The sequence below is a fragment of the Pseudorhodoferax aquiterrae genome, from assembly GCF_014652235.1.
Classification (GTDB): domain Bacteria; phylum Pseudomonadota; class Gammaproteobacteria; order Burkholderiales; family Burkholderiaceae_C; genus Pseudorhodoferax; species Pseudorhodoferax aquiterrae.
In genome coordinates this window covers 70,356-90,090 of the sequence record NZ_BMYK01000009.1, presented here as the reverse complement: position 1 = coordinate 90,090, position 19,735 = coordinate 70,356, and the positions used below count along the sequence as shown (strand labels likewise).

Below are 19,735 nucleotides of genomic sequence, written 5' to 3'. Positions count from 1 at the left end.
GGCAAATTGTGCCAGCGGCGTATCCGAGTGCAACACCCGATTGCGTGGGCCGGGCCGGGCCGGGCATGCTGCGCCCGCCCGCACTCCACCATCCTGAGGAAACATGTCCGCCTACGCCGAGTTCTACCGCCGTTCGATCGAAGACCGCGATGCCTTCTGGGCCGAGCAGGCACGGCTCATCGACTGGCAGCAGGCGCCCCAGACCATCTGCGACGACAGCCGCGCACCGTTCACGCGCTGGTTCGCCGGCGGCACCACCAACCTGTGCCACAACGCGGTGGACCGGCACCTGGCCACGCGCGCCGAACAGGCCGCGCTGATCCATGTCTCGACCGAGACCGGCGTCGAGAAAACCTACAGCTTCGCCGAACTGCACGCCGAGGTGCAGCGCATGGCCGCCACGCTGCGCGCGCTGGGCGTGGGGCAGGGCGACCGCGTGCAGATCTACATGCCCATGGTGCCCGAGGCCGTGTTCGCGATGCTGGCCTGTGCGCGCATCGGCGCGATCCACTCCGTGGTGTTCGGCGGCTTCGCGTCGGGCTCTCTGGCCTCGCGCATCGAGGACGCCGAACCCAAGCTCATCGTGAGCGCCGACGCCGGTTCGCGCGGCGGCAAGGTCATCCCCTACAAGCCCCTGCTGGACGAGGCCATCCGCCTGTCGCGCCACAAGCCGCCGGCCGTGCTGCTGGTCGACCGCGGCCTGGCCCCGATGGAGCGCACGGCAGGCCGGGACCACGACTACGCGACGCTGCGCGCGCAGCATCTCCACACCGTGGTGCCCTGCACCTGGGTCGATGCCACGCACACCAGCTACACGCTGTACACGAGCGGCACCACGGGCAAACCCAAGGGCGTGCAGCGCGACACCGGCGGCTATGCCGTGGCGCTGGCCGCCAGCCTGCCGCACATCTTCATGGGCAAGCCGGGCGAAACCTTCTTCTGCACCAGCGACATCGGCTGGGTCGTGGGCCACAGCTACATCGTCTACGGGCCGCTGATCGGCGGCATGGCCACCATCCTCTACGAAGGGCTGCCCACGCGCGGGCTGGACGGCGGCAACGACCCCGGCATCTGGTGGTCGCTGGTCGAGAAATACAAGGCCACGGTGATGTTCAGCGCGCCCACGGCCGTGCGCGTGCTCAAGAAGCAGGACCCGGCCTACCTCAAGAAATACGATGTCTCCAGCCTCAAGGCCTTGTTCCTGGCCGGCGAGCCGCTGGACGAGCCCACGGGCCGCTGGATCGCCGATGCGCTGGGCGTGCCCATCATCGACAACTACTGGCAGACCGAGACCGGCTGGCCGCTCATGACCATCGCCAACGGCGTGGAAAGCAGGCCCAGCAAGTTCGGCAGCCCGGGCGTGCCCATGTACGGTTTCGACGTGCGACTGCTCGACGAGGCCACGGGCGACGAGCTCACGGGGCCCGACCAGAAAGGCGTGGTGGTCGTCCAGGGGCCGACGCCACCGGGCTTCATGCAGACCGTCTGGCGCGACGATGCGCGCTTCGTCAAGACCTACTGGGACAGCATCCCGGGCAAGCGCGTCTACAGCACCTTCGACTGGGGCGTGCGCGATGCCGACGGTTACTACTACATCCTGGGCCGCACCGACGACGTGATCAACGTGGCCGGCCACCGCCTGGGCACGCGCGAGATCGAAGAGAGCATCTCCGGCCACCCGAACGTGGCGGAGGTGGCGGTGGTGGGTGTGGCCGATGCGCTCAAGGGCCAGGTGGCGATGGCCTTCGTCGTCGCGCGCGATGCGAGCGGGCTCGTGGACGATGCCGCCAGATTGAAGCTCGAGGGCGAGATCATGAAGGTCGTCGATGCCCAGCTCGGCGCACTGGCGCGGCCGGCGCGCGTGCAGTTCGTCGGCGTGCTGCCCAAGACGCGCAGCGGCAAGCTGCTGCGCCGCGCGATCCAGGCTGTGTGCGAGGGGCGCGACACGGGCGATCTCACGACCATGGAAGATCCCGGCGCGCTGCAGCAGATCCGCGACCTGGTGGTCCGTTGAAGCGCGCGCCGCGGGCGTGAGATCGGCGCAACAGCCCGCCGCGTTCCACACGCCCCCGCGCGGATGGTGTGATAATCGCCGGCCGAACTTAGGCCCTTCCCAGCCACAGTCGCATCCGCCAACCGGTTCAGCCGTGTCGCGGAAGGTCATGCAAACCAGCTAATGTTCCCCCAAGGGGAACGGAGGTCAGCGCAATGAGTGCAACGCCACCGTCGATCTACACGGCGTACCTGAACAACACCTATCTCTTCGGGGGCAACGCGCCCTACGTCGAAGAGCTCTACGAGAACTACCTCGCCAACCCCGGCAGCGTGCCCGACAACTGGCGCGAATACTTCGACGCGCTGCAGCACGTGCCGGCCGTCGATGGCTCCAACATGCGCGACGTGCCGCACCTGCCGGTCGTCAACGCCTTCGCCGAGCGTGCCAAGCAGGGCCAGACCCAGGTCGTCGTGGCCAGCGGTGCCGACTCCGAGATGGGCCGCAAGCGCACGGCCGTGCAGCAGCTGATCGCCGCCTACCGCAACGTGGGCGCCCGCTGGGCCGATCTGGACCCCTTGAAGCGCGACGTGCGCGACGACATCCCCGAGCTGGAACTGTCGTTCTACGGCTTCTCCGACGCCGACCAGCAGCTCGTGTTCAACACCAGCAACACGTTCTTCCCCGGCGAGACCATGTCGCTGCGCGATCTGACGAACGCGCTGCGCGAAACCTACTGCGGCACCATCGGCGCCGAGTACATGCACACCACCAGCCAGACCGAGAAGCGCTGGTGGCAGCAGCGGCTGGAAAGCATCCGCAGCAAGCCCAACTTCGACGCGCAGAAGAAGAAGGACATCCTGGACCGCCTGACGGCGGCCGAAGGCCTGGAGCGCTTCCTGCACACCAAGTACGTGGGCCAGAAGCGCTTCTCTCTGGAAGGCGGCGAGAGCTTCATCGCCTCCATGGACGAGCTCGTGCAGGAAGCCGGCAAGCGCGGTGTGCAGGAGGTCGTGATCGGCATGGCCCACCGCGGCCGCCTGAACGTGCTGGTCAACATCCTGGGCAAGCGCCCGGCCGACCTGTTCGCCGAGTTCGACCACACCGCGCCGGAAGACCTGCCGGCCGGCGACGTGAAGTACCACCAGGGCTTCTCGAGCGACGTGTCCACGCCTGGCGGCCCGGTCCACCTGTCGCTGGCCTTCAACCCCTCGCACCTGGAGATCGTGAACCCGGTGGTCGAAGGCTCGGTCAAGGCCCGCCTGGACCGCCGCGGCGACACCGAAGGCGACACCGTGCTGCCCGTGCTGGTGCACGGCGACGCGGCCTTCGCCGGCCAGGGCGTGATCATGGAAACGCTGGCACTGGCCCAGACGCGCGGCTACTACACCGGCGGTACGGTCCACATCGTCATCAACAACCAGATCGGCTTCACGACCAGCGACCCGCGCGACACGCGCTCCACGCTGTACTGCACCGACGTGGTCAAGATGGTCGAGGCCCCCGTGCTGCACGTGAACGGCGACGACCCCGAAGCCGTCGTGCTGTGCACGCAGCTCGCACTGGACTACCGCCAGGAGTTCAACAAGGACGTGGTCGTCGACATCGTCTGCTTCCGCAAGCTGGGCCACAACGAGCAGGACACGCCCAGCCTGACGCAGCCGCTGATGTACAAGAAGATCGCGGCCCACCCCGGCACGCGCAAGCTGTACGCAGACAAGCTGGCCGCGCAAGGCCTGGGCGACACGCTGGGCGACGACATGGTGAAGGCCTACCGCGCCGCCATGGACGCCGGCAAGCACGCCGAAGACATCACGATCAGCAACTTCAAGAGCAAGTACGCGGTCGACTGGGCACCGTTCCTGAACAAGCGCTGGACCGATGCCGCCGACACGGCCATTCCGCTGACCGAGTGGAAGCGCCTGGCCGAGCGCATCACCACCATCCCGGACAGCATCACGCCGCACCAGCTGGTCAAGAAGGTCTATGCCGACCGTGCCGCCATGGGCCGCGGCGAGATCAACGTAGACTGGGGCATGGGCGAGCACATGGCCTTCGCCTCGCTGGTGGCCAGCGGCTACCCGGTGCGCCTGTCGGGCGAGGACTGCGGCCGCGGCACGTTCACGCACCGCCATGCCGTGATCCACGACCAGAACCGCGAGAAGTGGGACACCGGCACCTACACGCCGCTGCACCACGCGGCCGACGGCCAGGCGCCCTTCGTCGTGATCGACTCCATCCTGTCCGAAGAGGCGGTGCTGGGCTTCGAATACGGCTACGCTTCCAACGACCCGAACACCCTGGTGATCTGGGAAGCGCAGTTCGGCGACTTCGCCAACGGCGCGCAGGTCGTGATCGACCAGTTCATCGCCTCCGGCGAAGTGAAGTGGGGCCGTGTCAACGGCATCACGCTGATGCTGCCGCACGGCTACGAAGGCCAGGGCCCCGAGCACAGTTCGGCCCGCCTGGAGCGCTTCATGCAGCTGGCGGCCGACACCAACATGCAGATCGTGCAGCCGACCACGGCCAGCCAGATCTTCCATGTGCTGCGTCGCCAGCAGATCCGCAATCTGCGCAAGCCGCTCATCATCATGACGCCCAAGTCGCTGCTGCGGAACAAGGACGCGACCTCGCCGCTGTCCGAGTTCACCAAGGGCGGCTTCCAGACCGTGATCCCGGACCAGAGCGACGCCGTGGCCAAGAACGCGGCCAAGGTCAAGCGCGTGATCGCCTGCTCGGGCAAGGTCTACTACGACCTGGTCAAGAAGCGCGAGGAAAAGGGCGCCGACGACGTGGCCATCATCCGCGTCGAGCAGCTCTACCCGTTCCCGCACAAGGCCTTCGGGGCCGAGCTCAAGAAGTACCCCAGCCTGGTGGACGTGGTGTGGTGCCAGGACGAGCCGCAGAACCAGGGCGCCTGGTTCTTCGTGCAGCACTACATCCACGAGAACATGAGCGAAGGCCAGAAGCTGGGTTACGCCGGCCGCGCAGCCTCCGCATCGCCCGCGGTGGGCTACGCCCACCTGCACCAGGAGCAACAGAAGGCGCTGGTCGATGCCGCCTTCGCCAAGCTCAAGGGCTTCGTGCTGACCAAGTGATCCTTGTCTGAACAGAACAAACCGGAAACAGAAAAATGGCGATCGTTGAAGTGAAGGTTCCGCAACTGTCGGAATCGGTGGCAGAAGCCACGATGTTGCAGTGGAAGAAGAAGGCCGGCGAGGCCGTGGCAGCCGATGAGATCCTGATCGAGATCGAAACCGACAAGGTCGTGCTCGAAGTGCCGGCACCCGCCGCCGGCGTGCTGGCCGAGATCGTGCAAGGCGACGGCGCCACCGTCGTGGCCGACCAGCTGATCGCGAAGATCGACACCGAAGGCAAGGCCGGCGCCGCTGCGCCCGCACCGGCGGCTGCGGCCGCCGCTCCCGCCCCCGCCGCTGCGAGCGCTCCTGCGGCCGCTCCGGCCGCCGGCGGCAGCAAGGGCGACGTGGCCATGCCGGCCGCCGCCAAGCTGCTGGCCGAGAACAACCTGTCCGCCGGCGACGTGGCCGGCACGGGCAAGGACGGCCGCGTGACCAAGGGCGACGTGCTGGGTGCCGTGGCCGGCGGTGCCAAGCCTGCCGTCGCCGCACCCGTGGCGATCCCGACCGGCGCGCCCAAGAGCGTGCTGCCGCAGGTCGCCGCCCCCGCGGCGCAGAACCTGGGCGACCGCCCCGAGCAGCGCGTGCCCATGAGCCGCCTGCGCGCCCGCGTGGCCGAGCGTCTGCTGCAATCGCAGTCCACCAACGCCATCCTGACGACCTTCAACGAAGTCAACATGGCCCCGGTCATGGAGATGCGCAAGAAGTTCCAGGACCAGTTCACCAAGGAGCATGGCGTCAAGATCGGCTTCATGAGCTTCTTCGTGAAGGCGGCCGTGCACGCGCTCAAGAAGTTCCCCGTGCTGAACGCTTCGGTCGATGGCAACGACATCGTCTACCACGGCTACTTCGACATCGGCATCGCCGTCGGTTCGCCGCGTGGCCTGGTCGTGCCCATCCTGCGCAACGCCGACCAGATGAGCTTCGCCGCGATCGAGAAGAAGATCGCCGAGTTCGGCAAGAAGGCCCAGGAAGGCAAGCTCGGCATCGAAGAGATGACCGGCGGCACCTTCTCCATCTCCAATGGCGGCACCTTCGGCTCCATGCTCTCCACTCCCATCATCAACCCGCCGCAGTCGGCCATCCTGGGCGTGCACGCGACCAAGGACCGCGCGGTGGTGGAGAACGGCCAGATCGTGATCCGCCCGATGAACTACCTGGCCATGAGCTACGACCACCGCATCATCGACGGCCGCGAAGCCGTGCTGGGCCTGGTCGCCATGAAGGAAGCGCTGGAAGATCCGTCGCGCCTGCTGTTCGACATCTGATCGCAGCCAAGCCTCGCGCAACGCCCCGCCCTCGGGGCGTTGTGCCATTGAATTCAGGAATTTCTCACCATGTCCCAAGCATTTGACGTCGTCGTCATCGGCGGTGGCCCCGGCGGCTACATCGCCGCCATCCGCGCTGCGCAACTCGGTTTCCAGGTCGCCTGCATCGACGAATGGAAGAACGGCAAGGGCGGCCCGGCGCCGGGCGGCACCTGCACCAACGTGGGCTGCATCCCCTCCAAGGCGCTGCTGCAGTCTTCCGAGCATTTCGAGCACGCCAACAAGCACTTCGCCGAGCACGGCATCACCGCGTCCGACGTGAAGATCGACGTGGCCAAGATGCTGGCCCGCAAGGACACCGTCGTGAAGCAGAACAACGACGGCATCCTGTACCTGTTCAAGAAGAACAAGGTCACCTTCTTCCACGGCCGCGGTTCCTTCGTGAAGGCCGATGGCGGTGCCTACGAGATCAAGGTCGCAGGCGCCAAGGAAGAGTCCATCACGGGCAAGCACGTCATCGTGGCCACGGGCTCGAACGCCCGCGCGCTGCCGGGCGTGCCCTTCGACGAAGAGACCGTGCTGTCCAACGACGGCGCGCTGCGCGTCGGTGCCGTGCCCAAGAAGCTGGCGCTGATCGGCTCCGGTGTGATCGGCCTGGAAATGGGCTCGGTCTGGCGCCGCCTGGGCGCCGAGGTCACCATCCTCGAAGGCCTGCCGACCTTCCTGGGCGCTGTGGACGAGCAGATCGCCAAGGAAGCCAAGAAGGCCTTCGACAAGCAGGGCCTGAAGATCGAGCTGGGCGTGAAGGTCGGCGAGGTCAAGGCCGGAAAGGATGGCGTGTCCGTGGCCTACACCAACGCCAAGGGCGAGGCCCAGCAGCTGGACGTGGACAAGCTGATCGTCTCGATCGGCCGCGTGCCCAACACCATCGGCCTGAACACCGAAGCCGTGGGCCTCAAGCTCGACGAGCGCGGCGCCGTGGTGGTCGACGAAGACTGCAAGACCAGCCTGCCCAACGTCTGGGCCATCGGCGACGTGGTGCGCGGCCCCATGCTGGCGCACAAGGCCGAGGAAGAGGGCGTGGCCGTGGCCGAGCGCATCGCCGGCCAGCACGGGCATGTCAACTTCAACACCATTCCCTGGGTCATCTACACCAGCCCGGAGATCGCCTGGGTCGGCCGCACCGAGCAGCAGCTCAAGGCCGATGGCGTGGCCTACAAGGCCGGCACCTTCCCGTTCCTGGCCAACGGCCGCGCGCGCGCGCTGGGCGACACGACCGGCATGGTCAAGTTCCTGGCCGACGCCAAGACCGACGAGATCCTGGGCGTGCACATCGTCGGCCCCATGGCCAGCGAACTGATCTCCGAAGCCGTGGTGGCCATGGAGTTCAAGGCCAGCGCCGAAGACATCGCGCGCATTTGCCACGCCCACCCCTCGCTGTCCGAGGCGACCAAGGAAGCCGCGCTGGCGGTGGACAAGCGCACGCTGAACTTCTGAGGCATGACGGGACCGGTCCGGGCGGCCTACGACGCGGAGCTGGCCGCCCGCGGTTACCAGAGCGACCCCGCGCAGCTGCGCGCGGTCGCCGCGCTGGAGCGTTGTGCCGCCGAATGGGCGGCCTACAAGGACAAGCGCTCCAACGCGTTCAAGAAGCTGATCAACCGCCTGCCCATTCCCAAGGGCGTCTACATGTACGGCGGGGTGGGGCGCGGCAAGAGCTTCCTGATGGACTGCTTCTTCAATGCCGTGCCGATCAAGCGCAAGACGCGGCTGCACTTCCACGAATTCATGCGCGAGGTGCACCGCGAACTGGTGGACCTGCAGGGCACGGTCAACCCGCTGGACGAGCTCGGCCGACGCATCGCCAAGCGCTACAAGCTGATCTGCTTCGACGAATTCCACGTCGCCGACATCACCGACGCGATGATCCTGCACCGGCTGCTGCAGGCACTGTTCGACAACGACGTGGGCTTCGTCACTACGTCCAACTTCATTCCCGACGGGCTGTACCCCGACGGCCTGCACCGCGACCGCATCCTGCCCGCCATCGCGCTGCTCAACGCGCAGATGGAGGTGGTCAACGTGGACAACGGCACCGACTACCGGCGCCGCACCATGGAGCAGGTCAAGCTCTACCACACGCCGCTCGGCCCCGAAGCCGACGCGCAGATGACCGAGGCCTTCAACCGGCTGGCCGACCACAAGGACGAAGACCCGCTGCTGCACATCGAGGCGCGCGAGCTGCGCGCACGGCGCAAGGCCGGTGGCGTGGTCTGGTTCGACTTCCGCACGCTGTGCGGCGGGCCGCGCTCGCAGAACGACTACCTGGAACTGGCCAGCCGCTTCCATACCCTGCTGCTGTCCGACGTGCCGGCCATGCCGGTGCGCATGGCCTCCGAGGCGCGGCGCTTCACTTGGCTCGTGGACGTGCTGTACGACCGCCGCGTGAAGCTGATCATGTCGGCCGCCACGCCGCCCGAAGAGCTGTATACCGAAGGCCCTCTGGCGCACGAGTTTCCGCGGACCGTGTCACGCTTGAACGAAATGCAATCGGTCGAATTCCTCGCGCTGGAGCACCGCACCGTGGACACGGGGCTCACATGAAAGACGCCCGCCTGTGCGCAGCCGCCGTGCTGCTCGTGGCCTGCAGCGCCTTCGGCCAGAGTTCCACGCCCATGGCACCGGAGCAGGTGGCGGCGGAGCGTGCGCGCATCGCCAGCGAGCGCGCCGCCATCGCCACGCGCTTCGCCGAGGAGGAACGCGCCTGCCACCAGCGTTTCGCGGTGAACGACTGCTTGAACCGCAACCTGGCCTGGCAGCGCGAGGCCTTAGGCGCATTGCGCCGCCAGGAGATCCTGATCAACGACAGCGAACGCCAGCGGCGCGCGGCCGAGCGCCTGGACAGCCTGGAGGAGAAGAGCCGGGCGCAGGCCACCGACCAGGCCGAGCGCCCCGTGGCGGAGCCCCGCGCGCCCAACGCCGCACCGCGGCCTGGCGGCGGCAAGCTGCCCCAGGCCGGCGCGCCCGCGCCGCGCGTGCCGGACGAGGCCGCGATCCGCGAGCACCAGGAACGCATGGAGCACAAGCAGCAGCGCCATGCCGAGGCCGAGGCGCAACGCGCGGACAAGGCTGCGCAGGCGGACGATGAAGCGCGCCGCCGCGCGGCCCGTGTGCGCGAGGCCGAGGAGCGCAAGGCCAGCGTGCTGCGGCGCAATGCGGCCGAGCCCAGCAAGGCCAAGCCGCTGCCGGATCCGGCGCCCTGAACCGCGTCAGGCCAGGTCTTCGATGACCAGCCGGCGGTACTTCTCGGCGAACGAGAACGGCGCCTGGCGCACCACGCGCATCACGGCCTCGGTGTCGTCGGCGTCCGGCGCGTGGACCATCACGGCCCAGTGGCCCTGGCCGGCAAGGGCGGCGTACTGGCGCACCGTGGCGGCCTCGGTGCCGGCCGACGGAAGGGGAATGTCGGCGCTGCCCACGGTGCGCACCACCTTCTCCAGGATCTGCTGCGGCGACAGCAGCATGACGGGCTTTTCCGACAGGCCTTCCCTTTCCAGGGTTTCCCCAACCCCGCGGGCATCCTGCTCGGTCGGGAACATCGCGAACACGTAGCCGGTGGGATAGAAGACGCCCGCCAGCGTCAGCATGTCGGGGTCGAGTGCGAAGGGCTGCATGGGAACTCCTTGTCGTGTTCTCCGCATTGCAGTGCACCGCAGGCGCGGCCGCTGTCGGCCGCAGCGGCTGCGCGCTGTAGGACGGCCTCAGAAGGCGCCGGCCGGCAGCGGCTCCAGCCGCATCGTGGGTTCGCCGACCACGCGGGCCTGGCTCTGCAGCGCATCGACCACGCGGTTGGCGAAGAAGCTGTTCTGCGTATCCGGCTCCAGCGCGGCCACGACCAGATTGGCCAGCGGCTGCGACAGCGGCACGTAGTAGCTGCCCATGGGCGTGTCGAGCACGCCACGCGCGAGCGCCACCTCGACCCGCACGATGGGCGCGGCGTCGGCGATGCTGCCGCGCACGTCGCTGCGCTCGCCGCTCGTGCGCGCGGTCTCGCGGTAGCTCTCGCCGAGCACGGCGCCCGGCTCCGCCACGCGCATGACCTGCACGCCGAGCTGCTGCAGGCGCTCCACGGCTTGCGTGGCGGATGCCGCGAGCCAGTAGCCGCAGGGGCGCCCACGCGTCTTGAGCGCACGCAGTTCGAGCGCGGAGTTCCAGTCCACCTCGATCGGGCGGTCGGCTCCCGTGGCCGGGTCCAGCATCACGAGCGCGCGGCGCTGGAGCGTGGGACCGGCGCTCGTCACCATCTCGCCGCGGCAGGCGTTGCCGGCCGCCTCCCGGTCCATGTAGGAACGCACCTTGCCGAGGTCCTCGGCGCGCTGGGAGGCGCTCTGCAGCACGCTGGTCATGGCCACCACGTGGGTGTGCACGCGGCGCTGGATGTGCAGCCGCCCGATGCCGACGCCGCGCGTCTCGAGCAGCAGGCTGACCGAGTTGCGCAGGCCGTAGACGTTGCGGCCGGTGTCGGGCTGGGTGCCGCCCATGGAGATGCGCAGGTCGTTCGGGTCGGTCGAGGTGGTGTAGTACCACTCGCTGGACAGGCCTTCGCGGTTCAGCGCCGCCACCAGCGGGCGGCGGAACCATTCCTCCGAGGCGCGCGGCATGAACTCGGACAGGTTCGCCGTGGTCGCGTACTGCAGCAGCGCGTCGAACTTCTGGACCGCGCCGTACTTTTCGAGGAAGCGGCCGACCACGGTGTACTCGTGCGCGTCCACGGTCACGGCGGGCTGGTAGTCGCGCTGCAGGCGTGCCAGCGCGCGCGCCTCCGGCGTGCGCAGCAGCAGGTGGTCGCGGTTCATGTCGATGCCGCCGGCCGTCACGCGCTTGCCGGCGGCCGCGCCGTCGGGGTTGGCGCGCGGCACCAGCACCACGTTGATGCGGTCCAGCAGCGGCTCGAGCCGGCCCCGGGCGAGTTCCCGCGCGAGCACCAGCAGGGCTTCGGCCGGGGCCGGCTCGTCGCCATGCTGCTGGCCGACCAGCAGCACCGTGGGTTTGCCGCTGGCCAGCAGCGCGGCCGGGTCGGTGGACGCCGCGCGCGTGAGCACCAGGGCCTCGAGCGGCGTGCCGCTCTGCGAGGCGCCCAGGCCCAGCAGGCCGACGCGGCTGCGCCCCCCGCTGGCCGCCGCCAGGTCGCGCAGCCAGCCGGAGATCTCGCTGTTGCTGCTGAACTGCTCGCGCCCAGGCGTCAGGCCCGGCGTGTCGTAGACGGTGGATGGGTCGGGGAAGCGCGCGGCCACCTCCGGACCGTAGGGGGCTGCAGGTGCTGCGGGCGACGCCTCGGGCGCCGTGGCGGCACTGGCCGCGCCGGGCGGCGGCACGGCCTCGACCACGACCGCAGGGGCCGGGCCCGTCGGCATGGGCGCACTGGCGGCAGCGGCTGGCGCAGCGGCGCGGCCCATGTCGACGACGGCCGGTGCGGTGCGCGTGGTGGGGCGGTCGGCCGGCCAGGGCGGCAGCGGCGTGCTGCCGCAGGCGGTGAGCAGCGCCAGCGCGGCCGGGGCCAGCGTGCGCAGGGCAAGGGGGCGGAGCTTCATGGGGCGGTCGGGCAGGAGCATCAATACTGGCTTTGGCTGGGCGGTGCCAGCACCGACATCAGCGCCTCGGCGGTGACTTCGAAGGACAGCAGCTTGCGCTCGGTGCCGGGCAGCGAGGCCAGCAGTTCGCGCGTGCTATCCAGCTCATGGCGCAGGCCCTTGATGGCGTCCAGATCGCCCCGGTGCGGTGCCAGCAGCAGCTTGACCGCGGCCAGCAAGGCCAACTGCGAGCCGGCCGAGTCTTCGTAGTTCAGGTGCATGGGGTCTCCGTCGCTCCTTGCATGAGGCGCACAGTATGCCTTGCACTTTCCGACGGACGGCCAAGGGCACAATGCCGCTCCGATTGGAACGACATGGGACCTGCGACCGCGCTTTCTCGCCCGCATGCCCGCCGCCTGCGCGAGGTCTACCGGTCTGCCGGCTGGCCCTGGCAGGACGTGGTGGAGCTCGAACTGCTGGCGCTGGGTCTGCTGGAGCGCCTGCATGCCGACGGGCGCGACAGCGTGCGTCTGACCGAAGCCGGCATCCAGGCCGTGGCGCAGGCGGCCGTGCGCAACCAGCGGGCGCGTTCGGCGCACGAAACGCTGGTCGAGCGTGTCGCGCGCGAACAGGGGCGGGCAGGGCGCATCGCCTGGCGTGGCCTGGCGCTGCGTGCGCTGCTGCCGCCGGCCGCCGAGGGCGCAGACCCCAGCTGGTGCATGGCCTGCCCGGACGTGTTCTCGATCCGCAACACCTCGGTGGCCGCCTACGTGGACCCGGTGGTGCACGAGATCAAGGTGAGTCGCGCCGACCTGCTGGGCGACCTGCGCAAGCCGGCCAAGCGCCAGGCCTACCTGGACCTGGGCGGCCAGTGCTGGTATGTGCTGGGCCGCGACGCGCGCGGGCGGGCCATCGGCGATGCGGACGACGTGCCGGCCGAATGCGGCGTGCTTGTCCTGCAGGAAGATGGCCAGTTGTCGGTGCAGCGCAATGCGCAGCGGCGCGAGCGGCTGGCCTTGCCACACCATGTCTGGATGGCCCTGGCCCGCGCCACGCCCTGCGCCGGCCTGGACGAGGACGCCCAGCAGCTCTTGCGCGGCGACTGAGAGATGCCCTTGCCGCGCGTGCGGCGGCCGGGAACTTCTTGCCATTGGCGTGGCCTACACTTTCGCGCAGCCCTGCCTTCCCAATCCATGATCCACCGGTCTTTTCGCATCCTTGCTCTGGGCGCCCTGTCGCTCGCGCTGCTGAGCGGCTGCCAGTTGCCGCGGCAGAAGCTGGCACCGCAGGAGCACTTCGATTCGAGTTCCACCTATTCGCGCAGCTTCGGCGCCACGCCGTCGGAGACCTGCGAGGCCGCGCGCCGCGCGCTGCTGAGCCAGGGCTACCTGATCAACACGGCCACCAAGGACCTGGTGGACGGACGCAAGAATTTCCAGCCGGCCGTGGACACGCACGTGCAGATGGAGATCCGCATCGTCTGTGCGCCCGAGACGCGCAGCGGCAAGAGCACGCTGGGGTTCGTGACCGCGCAGCAGGACCGGTTCTCGCTCAAGAAGAGCGCCACCGCGGCCAGCCTGGGCGTGGGCGCGGTGGGCTCGGTGTCGCTGCCCTTCGCGGCGAGCGACGATTCGCTGGTGCGCATCGGCAGCGAGACCATCGCGACACAGGAGTTCTACGACCGCCTGTTCCAGCTCATCAACCGCTTCCTGCTCGACGAGGAAGAGGAAGAAGGGCAGCAGGACGGGGGTGGCCGCCCACCCCATCCGGACCAGCCCGCGGCCTGAGCGGCTGTGGTCATCGGCGCTGTGGCGCTGTAGGCCTTTTTCCTACAAGAACGGCCGACGGGAGAGACGCGGCGTCCATCCAACCCCCGACTCAAAAGCTTTTGGGTGGCAACCACAATCCATTTCAACGGATCACGACCCTTCGCCTGCAGTAGATGCAGTGCCCTCGGATCCGCTGACATGCAAAGGAGTGCCGCCATGAACACCGACCAGATCATTGCCGAGATCCGCGAAGCCAACCTCACCTACCTGATGCTGGCGCAGAACCTGATCCGCCAGGACAAGGCCGCGGCGCTGTTCCGCCTGGGCATCCAGGAAGAGGCGGCCGACATCCTGGGCGCGCTGTCGGCGGCGCAGATCCTGAAGCTGGCGTCCAGCAACATGCTGCTGTGCCACTTCCGCGTGGACGACAACCTGGTCTGGAAGCTGCTGACCAACCACGACGTGAAGAAGGTCGGCAACGAGGCCACCAACAAGCTGCACGCCAACATCCTGATGGCCGGCCGCCTGGCCGAAGTCATCTGAGCATCCACCGCCTGCAGGAGCAAAGCCATGGCCGCCGCCTCGACCAAGAGTGTGCTGAACGATTCGCGCCAGATCGAGCGCGCCGCGATGCTGATCCAGATGGGCGCCCGCATGCAGGTGCTGGAGTCCGAGACCGACCTGTCCTACGAGCGGCTGCTGCGGCTGTACAAGGAAGTGGCGGGCAAGTCGCCGTCCAAGGGGCAGCTGCCGTTCTCCACGGACTGGTTCCTGTCCTGGCAGGAGAACATACACTCCTCGCTGTTCCTGAACATCTACGAGTACCTGTCCAAGAGCATGGACATGGACCCGATCGACATGCTGACCAAGGCCTACCGGCTGTACCTGGAGCAGGTCGAGGCGGCCGAGATCGACCCGCTGCTCTCGTTCACGCGGGCCTGGCGCCTGGTGAAGTTCGTCGATGCCAACATGCTCAACATGACGGCCTGCAGCAGCTGCGCCGGCAAGTTCGTCTCCGAGCTCTACGAGAACCCGCGCACCTACCTGTGCGGCCTGTGCAACCCGCCGGCGCGCGCGGGCAAGTGCAAGGGCGAACGCTCGCTGATGCTGCAGTGACGCGGTAGATCAGCTCCACAGGTCCAGCGGCGGCTCGTGTGCCACGGCGCGCACGATGTCGCCGCGCGAAACGAAGCCGACCACGGCGCCCGCATCGTCCACCACGGGCAGGCCGGGCAGGCCGTCCTCGTGCAGCACGGCGGCCACGCGGCGGATTTCGTTGTCGGCCGAGGTGCTGGGCACGGGCGTCCACATCAGCTCGGACACCGGCTGCGCCATCAGCGCGGCCCAGCTCTCCTGCGGCATCTCGGCCACGGCCATGCGCTCGGCCGGGAACAGGTCCGCACGCAGCAGCAGGCCCACCAGCATGCCGGAGGCGCTGACCACCGGGGCCTGCGCGTGGCCGTGGTAGGCCAGCAGCTTCCAGGCCTGCAGCACCGGCGTGCTCTCGGGCAGCGTGAGCACCGGCTGGCGCATGATCTCGGCCACGCGCGTGAGCGGCTGGCGCTGGGTCTCGGGCGCGCTGCTCTGGGCGTAGGCCGCCAGCGCGGTGCGCCGCGCCACGCTGGTGCCGGCGGCCGGCTCCAGTGGCGTCGTCAGCGCGGGGTCGGCCGAGACGCGCTCGGGCAGCACTTCCTCGTTGGAATCGATGCGGCGCGTCCGCGCAGCCGCGTTGACGCGCTCGATCTGGCGCAATTGCTCGGCCGAGCCGGTGAACTGGCGCCCGCTGACGCCGTAGATGGAAAACATGGGAGCCTCCTGGTCGCGTCGCGTGGGGCCGTACTGCGGCGGAAATTACCACAGCGGCCGCTTTCTACAATCGCGGCATGCTTCCTTTCGATCCTCCGGCGGCCGATGGCGCGTCGCCTTTGCTGCGCCAGCTCAACCCCGAACAGCTGGCCGCCGTCACGCTGCCGCAGGAGCACGCGCTGATTCTGGCCGGTGCCGGTTCCGGCAAGACCCGGGTGCTGACCACGCGCATCGCCTGGCTCATGGCCACGGGCCAGGTCTCGCCCGGTGGCATCCTGGCCGTGACCTTCACCAACAAGGCGGCCAAGGAGATGATGACGCGCCTGGGCGCGATGCTGCCCGTGAACGTGCGCGGCATGTGGATCGGCACCTTCCATGGCCTGTGCAACCGCTTCCTGCGCGCCCACTACAAGCTGGCGGCGCTGCCGCAGAGCTTCCAGATCCTGGACACGCAGGACCAGCTCTCGGCCATCAAGCGGCTGCTCAAGCAACTGAACATCGACGACGAGCGCTTTCCGCCCAAGCAGCTGCAGTGGTACATCAGCGGCAACAAGGAGGAGGGCCTGCGGCCGCACAACCTCACGGGCCGCGACGAGGACACGCGCAAGAAGATCGAGCTGTACCGCCTGTACGACGAGCAGTGCCAGCGCGAGGGCGTGGTCGATTTCGCCGAGCTGCTGCTGCGCAGCTACGAGCTGCTGCGCGACAACGACCCGATCCGCGAGCACTACCAACGCCGCTTTCGCCACATCCTGATCGACGAGTTCCAGGATACCAACACCTTGCAGTACGCCTGGATCAAGATGCTGGCCGGCAAGGCCGAAGTGGACCAGGGCCTGCCGCCGGGACACGCCGGCAGCGTGCTGGCCGTGGGCGACGACGACCAGAGCATCTACGCCTTCCGCGGCGCACGCGTGGGCAACATGGCCGACTTCGTGCGCGAGTTCGAGGTGCGCCAGCAGATCAAGCTGGAGCAGAACTACCGCAGCCACGGCAACATCCTCGATTCGGCCAATGCGCTGATCGAGCACAACAGCCGCCGGCTGGGCAAGAACCTGCGCACCGACCAGGGGCCTGGCGAGCCCGTGCGCGTGGTCGAGCAGGCCAGCGATTTCGCCGAGGCGCAGTGGATGGTGGACGAGATCCGCCAGCTCGTCCGCGACGGCGTGCCGCGCAAGGAAATCGCGATCCTGTACCGCAGCAACGCCCAGAGCCGCGTGATCGAGACTGCGCTGTTCAATGCCGGCATGCCCTACCGCGTCTACGGCGGCCTGCGCTTCTTCGAGCGGGCCGAGATCAAGCACGCGCTGGCCTACCTGCGGCTGCTGGAGAACCGGCACGACGACACCAGTTTCCTGCGCGTCGTGAACTTCCCGCCGCGCGGCATCGGCGCACGCAGCATCGAGCAGCTGCAGGACGCGGCACGCACGCACGGCTGCTCGCTGCACGACGCCGTGAGCAGCCTGTCCGGCAAGGCCGGCAGCAACCTCACGGCCTTCGTCGCGCGCGTGGACGTGCTGCGCGAGCAGACCGCGGGCCTCACGCTGCGCGAGATCATCGAGCAGGTGCTCGAGGGCAGTGGGCTGCTGGAGCACTACAAGGCCGACCGCGAGGGCGCCGACCGGGTGGAGAACCTGGAGGAACTCGTCAACGCGGCCGAGAGCTTCGTGACGCAGGAGGGCTTCGGCCGCGATGCGGTGGCCTTGCCGCTGGACGAGCATGGGCTGTCGCAGTCGCCTGCCAGCCAGGGCCTGGACCCGAACGCACCGCTCGTCGACACGCCGCTGCCCGATGTCGCGCCCGACACCGGCGAGACCCTGTCGCCGCTGGCCGCCTTCCTGACCCATGCGGCGCTGGAGGCCGGCGACAACCAGGCCCAGGCCGGCCAGGACGCGGTGCAGCTCATGACCGTGCACTCGGCCAAGGGCCTGGAGTTCGACTGCGTGTTCATCGGCGGCATGGAGGAGGGCCTGTTTCCGCACGAGAACAGCATGACCGAGCGCGACGGGCTGGAGGAGGAGCGCCGGCTGATGTATGTGGCCATCACGCGCGCACGCGACCGGCTGTACCTGAGCTTCTCGCAGACCCGGTTGCTGCATGGCCAGACCCGCTACAACCTGCGCAGCCGCTTCTTCGAGGAGCTGCCCGAGGACGCGCTCAAGTGGATCACGCCGCGCCAGTCGGGCTTCGGCATGGGCAGCCGCGGCACGGCGCCAGGTCGCTTCGGCATCGAGGCGGGCAACTTCCCTTCGGCCGCCGCCCCGCTGCCACCGCAGAAGGCCGCGCCGTCGCACGGCCTGCGCGCCGGCATGAAGGTGTTCCACACCAAATTCGGCGAGGGCACCGTCAATCTGCTCGAAGGCAACGGCGACGACGCGCGCGCGCAGATCGACTTTCCGCGCCATGGCGTCAAGTGGTTGGCGCTGGCCGTGGCGAAACTGACACCGGTGCCCTGAGGACGGGTTTCGCTCTATTTTCGAACTAATAAGTTCGGATATTGTGGGTGCATTCAGAGCTTTGGCGGCCCAAAGCGGCCGATTTCGCCATGGATGCAGCACCCGCTCCGCGTTCTCTCCGCACCGCCCAGCGCCTGGGCATCCTGATCGGCTGTGCGCTGGCCGGCGTGCTGGCGCTGTCGGCCGCCTTCCTGTGGTCCGAGCGCAGTCTCATCATGGAGGAGCGTCAGGCCAGCGTGCGCCAGAACGTGGAGTCTGCGCACAGCGTGCTCGTGCACTACCAGCGCGAAGCGGCTGCGGGCCGGTTGACCGAGGCCGAAGCCAAGCGCCGGGCCATGGACACCGTCAAGGCCATGCGCTACAGCGGCGCGGAGTACTTCTGGATCAACGACTTCACGCCGACCATGGTGATGCACCCGATCCGGCCCGAGCTGGACGGCAAGAACCTCTCGGAGAACAAGGACCCCACGGGCAAGCGGTTGTTCGTGGAGTTCGTCAACGTGGCGCGCGCGTCGGGCGCCGGCCACGTGCCCTACCTGTGGCCCAAGCCTGGCAGCGACAAGCCCGTGCCCAAGACCTCCTACGTGCAGGCCTTCCAGCCCTGGGGCTGGATCATCGGCTCGGGGGTGTACGTGGACACCGTGGATGCCGCCTTCCACCAGCGCCTGCTGCGCTTCGGCCTGGCGGCGCTGCTGCTCGGCGCCGTGCTGGTCGGCATCGGCCTGCTGGTCGCCCGCGGCCTGCTGCGCCAGCTGGGCGGGGAGCCGGCCTACGCAGCGCAGGTCGCGCAGCGCATCGCCCAGGGCGAGCTCGACATGGCGATCGCCGTGCCGGCCCGGGCCGAGGGCAGCCTGCTGCATGCCATGCGTGCGATGCGCGACAGCATCGCCGGCATCGTGGGCGGCGTGCGCCAGGGCGCAGACGCGATCGCGGCGGCCTCCAGCGAGATTGCGGCGGGCAACCATGATCTGTCCTCGCGCACGGAGCGCCAGGCCAGCGCGCTGCAGCAGACCGCGGCTTCGATGGAGCAGCTGACCGGAACCGTCAAGCAGAACGCCGACAACGCGCGCCAGGCCAGCCAGCTCTCGGCCACGGCCTCGCAGGTCGCCGGCAAGGGCGGGGCGGTGGTGAGCGAAGTGGTGGCGACGATGGAGACGCTGACCGCGTCCTCGCGCAAGATCGTGGACATCATCGGCGTGATCGACGGCATCGCCTTCCAGACCAACATCTTGGCCCTCAACGCGGCGGTGGAGGCGGCGCGCGCCGGTGAGCAGGGCCGCGGTTTCGCCGTGGTGGCCGGGGAGGTGCGCCATCTGGCGCAACGCTCGGCCGAAGCGGCCAAGGAGGTGCGCACGCTGATCCAGGCGTCGGTGCAGAACGCCGAGCACAGCAGCAGCCTGGTGCACCAGGCCGGCGCGACCATGCAGGACATCGTAGAGAGCGTGCAGCGCGTTTCGGCCATCGTGGCCGAGATCGCCGCTGCCAGCCAGGAGCAGTCGCAGGGCATCGACCAGATCAACCAGGCGATCGCCGACATGGACGCCGTGACACAGCAGAACGCAGCCCTGGTCGAGCAGTCCGCGGCATCGGCCGCCGCGATGCGCAGCCAGGCCGACCAGCTGGCGCAACAGGTGGGAATTTTCCGCATCGGCATGGCTTGAAGCGCGGCGCGACACGATTGCGCCACATTCGGGCCAGGGGGCAGCGCCACAGTCCAGGTACCGCCACAGGAGCCT

Annotated in this window: 16 protein-coding genes; 12 read left to right on the top strand and 4 right to left on the bottom strand. The window is 68.7% G+C overall.

From position 1 onward, the window contains the following. The first annotated feature begins 103 nt into the window (after positions 1-103). The 6 genes from IE209_RS16050 (at position 104) to IE209_RS16025 (ending at position 9,661) form a co-directional block, all read left to right on the top strand. Positions 104-2,014 (top strand): propionate--CoA ligase, encoded by a 1,911-nt coding sequence (locus tag IE209_RS16050; protein WP_189687962.1) that lies wholly within the window; start codon positions 104-106, stop codon positions 2,012-2,014. 194 nt (positions 2,015-2,208) lie between these two features. Next, positions 2,209-5,091 (top strand): 2-oxoglutarate dehydrogenase E1 component, encoded by a 2,883-nt coding sequence (locus IE209_RS16045; protein ID WP_189687961.1) that lies wholly within the window; start codon positions 2,209-2,211, stop codon positions 5,089-5,091. Positions 5,092-5,126: 35 nt separating this feature from the next. Next, on the top strand, positions 5,127-6,398 hold the full coding sequence (odhB, locus tag IE209_RS16040; RefSeq protein ID WP_189687960.1) for a 2-oxoglutarate dehydrogenase complex dihydrolipoyllysine-residue succinyltransferase: 1,272 nt from the start codon (positions 5,127-5,129) through the stop codon (positions 6,396-6,398). A gap of 69 nt (positions 6,399-6,467) precedes the next feature. Continuing rightward, positions 6,468-7,895: a dihydrolipoyl dehydrogenase gene (gene lpdA, locus IE209_RS16035; protein ID WP_189687959.1), complete on the top strand. Its 1,428-nt coding sequence runs from the start codon at positions 6,468-6,470 to the stop codon at positions 7,893-7,895. A 3-nt stretch (positions 7,896-7,898) separates the two neighbouring features. Next, positions 7,899-9,002 carry a cell division protein ZapE gene (gene zapE / locus IE209_RS16030; RefSeq protein WP_189687958.1) on the top strand — a complete coding sequence of 368 codons (1,104 nt, stop codon included), beginning with the start codon at positions 7,899-7,901 and terminating at the stop codon, positions 9,000-9,002. Next, positions 8,999-9,661, top strand: coding sequence for a hypothetical protein (locus IE209_RS16025; RefSeq protein ID WP_189687957.1), 663 nt, complete (start codon positions 8,999-9,001; stop codon positions 9,659-9,661). Before zapE ends, IE209_RS16025 begins: the two co-directional genes overlap by 4 nt. Positions 9,662-9,667: 6 nt before the next feature. Here the strand turns inward: IE209_RS16025 and IE209_RS16020 are convergent, their stop codons facing one another. The 3 genes from IE209_RS16020 to IE209_RS16010 form a co-directional block, all read right to left on the bottom strand. Continuing rightward, positions 9,668-10,072 (bottom strand): RNA-binding protein, encoded by a 405-nt coding sequence (locus IE209_RS16020; RefSeq protein ID WP_189687956.1) that lies wholly within the window; start codon positions 10,070-10,072, stop codon positions 9,668-9,670. Between the two features lie 87 nt (positions 10,073-10,159). Beyond that, complete coding sequence (locus tag IE209_RS16015) at positions 10,160-11,989, bottom strand: M14 family metallopeptidase (protein ID WP_229882881.1); 1,830 nt, start codon at positions 11,987-11,989, stop codon at positions 10,160-10,162. 20 nt (positions 11,990-12,009) lie between these two features. Then, positions 12,010-12,249 (bottom strand): hypothetical protein, encoded by a 240-nt coding sequence (locus tag IE209_RS16010; RefSeq protein WP_189687954.1) that lies wholly within the window; start codon positions 12,247-12,249, stop codon positions 12,010-12,012. Between the two features lie 93 nt (positions 12,250-12,342). On the opposite strand from IE209_RS16010, the gene IE209_RS16005 reads away from it, so the two are divergent. From IE209_RS16005 to flhC, 4 genes are all read left to right on the top strand, one after another. Continuing rightward, positions 12,343-13,074, top strand: coding sequence for a hypothetical protein (locus IE209_RS16005; RefSeq protein WP_189687953.1), 732 nt, complete (start codon positions 12,343-12,345; stop codon positions 13,072-13,074). Positions 13,075-13,161: 87 nt separating this feature from the next. After that, positions 13,162-13,755, top strand: coding sequence for a DUF2242 domain-containing protein (locus tag IE209_RS16000; protein WP_186329649.1), 594 nt, complete (start codon positions 13,162-13,164; stop codon positions 13,753-13,755). A 198-nt stretch (positions 13,756-13,953) separates the two neighbouring features. Continuing rightward, positions 13,954-14,280: a flagellar transcriptional regulator FlhD gene (gene flhD / locus IE209_RS15995; protein ID WP_145546026.1), complete on the top strand. Its 327-nt coding sequence runs from the start codon at positions 13,954-13,956 to the stop codon at positions 14,278-14,280. A 27-nt stretch (positions 14,281-14,307) separates the two neighbouring features. Beyond that, the gene (gene flhC, locus IE209_RS15990) at positions 14,308-14,853 is read left to right on the top strand and encodes a flagellar transcriptional regulator FlhC (protein ID WP_189687952.1); all 546 of its coding nucleotides are present in this window, start codon (positions 14,308-14,310) and stop codon (positions 14,851-14,853) included. Between the two features lie 9 nt (positions 14,854-14,862). On the opposite strand, the gene IE209_RS15985 is transcribed toward flhC, so the two are convergent. After that, a complete protein-coding gene (locus IE209_RS15985; RefSeq protein ID WP_189687951.1) occupies positions 14,863-15,543 on the bottom strand; it encodes a CBS domain-containing protein in 681 nt (226 codons plus the stop codon). A gap of 77 nt (positions 15,544-15,620) precedes the next feature. Here IE209_RS15985 and IE209_RS15980 point away from each other — a divergent pair, with 77 nt between their 5' ends. Beyond that, the gene (locus IE209_RS15980) at positions 15,621-17,999 is read left to right on the top strand and encodes a UvrD-helicase domain-containing protein (RefSeq protein ID WP_189687950.1); all 2,379 of its coding nucleotides are present in this window, start codon (positions 15,621-15,623) and stop codon (positions 17,997-17,999) included. Positions 18,000-18,088: 89 nt separating this feature from the next. Continuing rightward, positions 18,089-19,660 carry a methyl-accepting chemotaxis protein gene (locus tag IE209_RS15975; protein WP_189687949.1) on the top strand — a complete coding sequence of 524 codons (1,572 nt, stop codon included), beginning with the start codon at positions 18,089-18,091 and terminating at the stop codon, positions 19,658-19,660. The last annotated feature ends 75 nt before the right edge of the window (positions 19,661-19,735 follow it).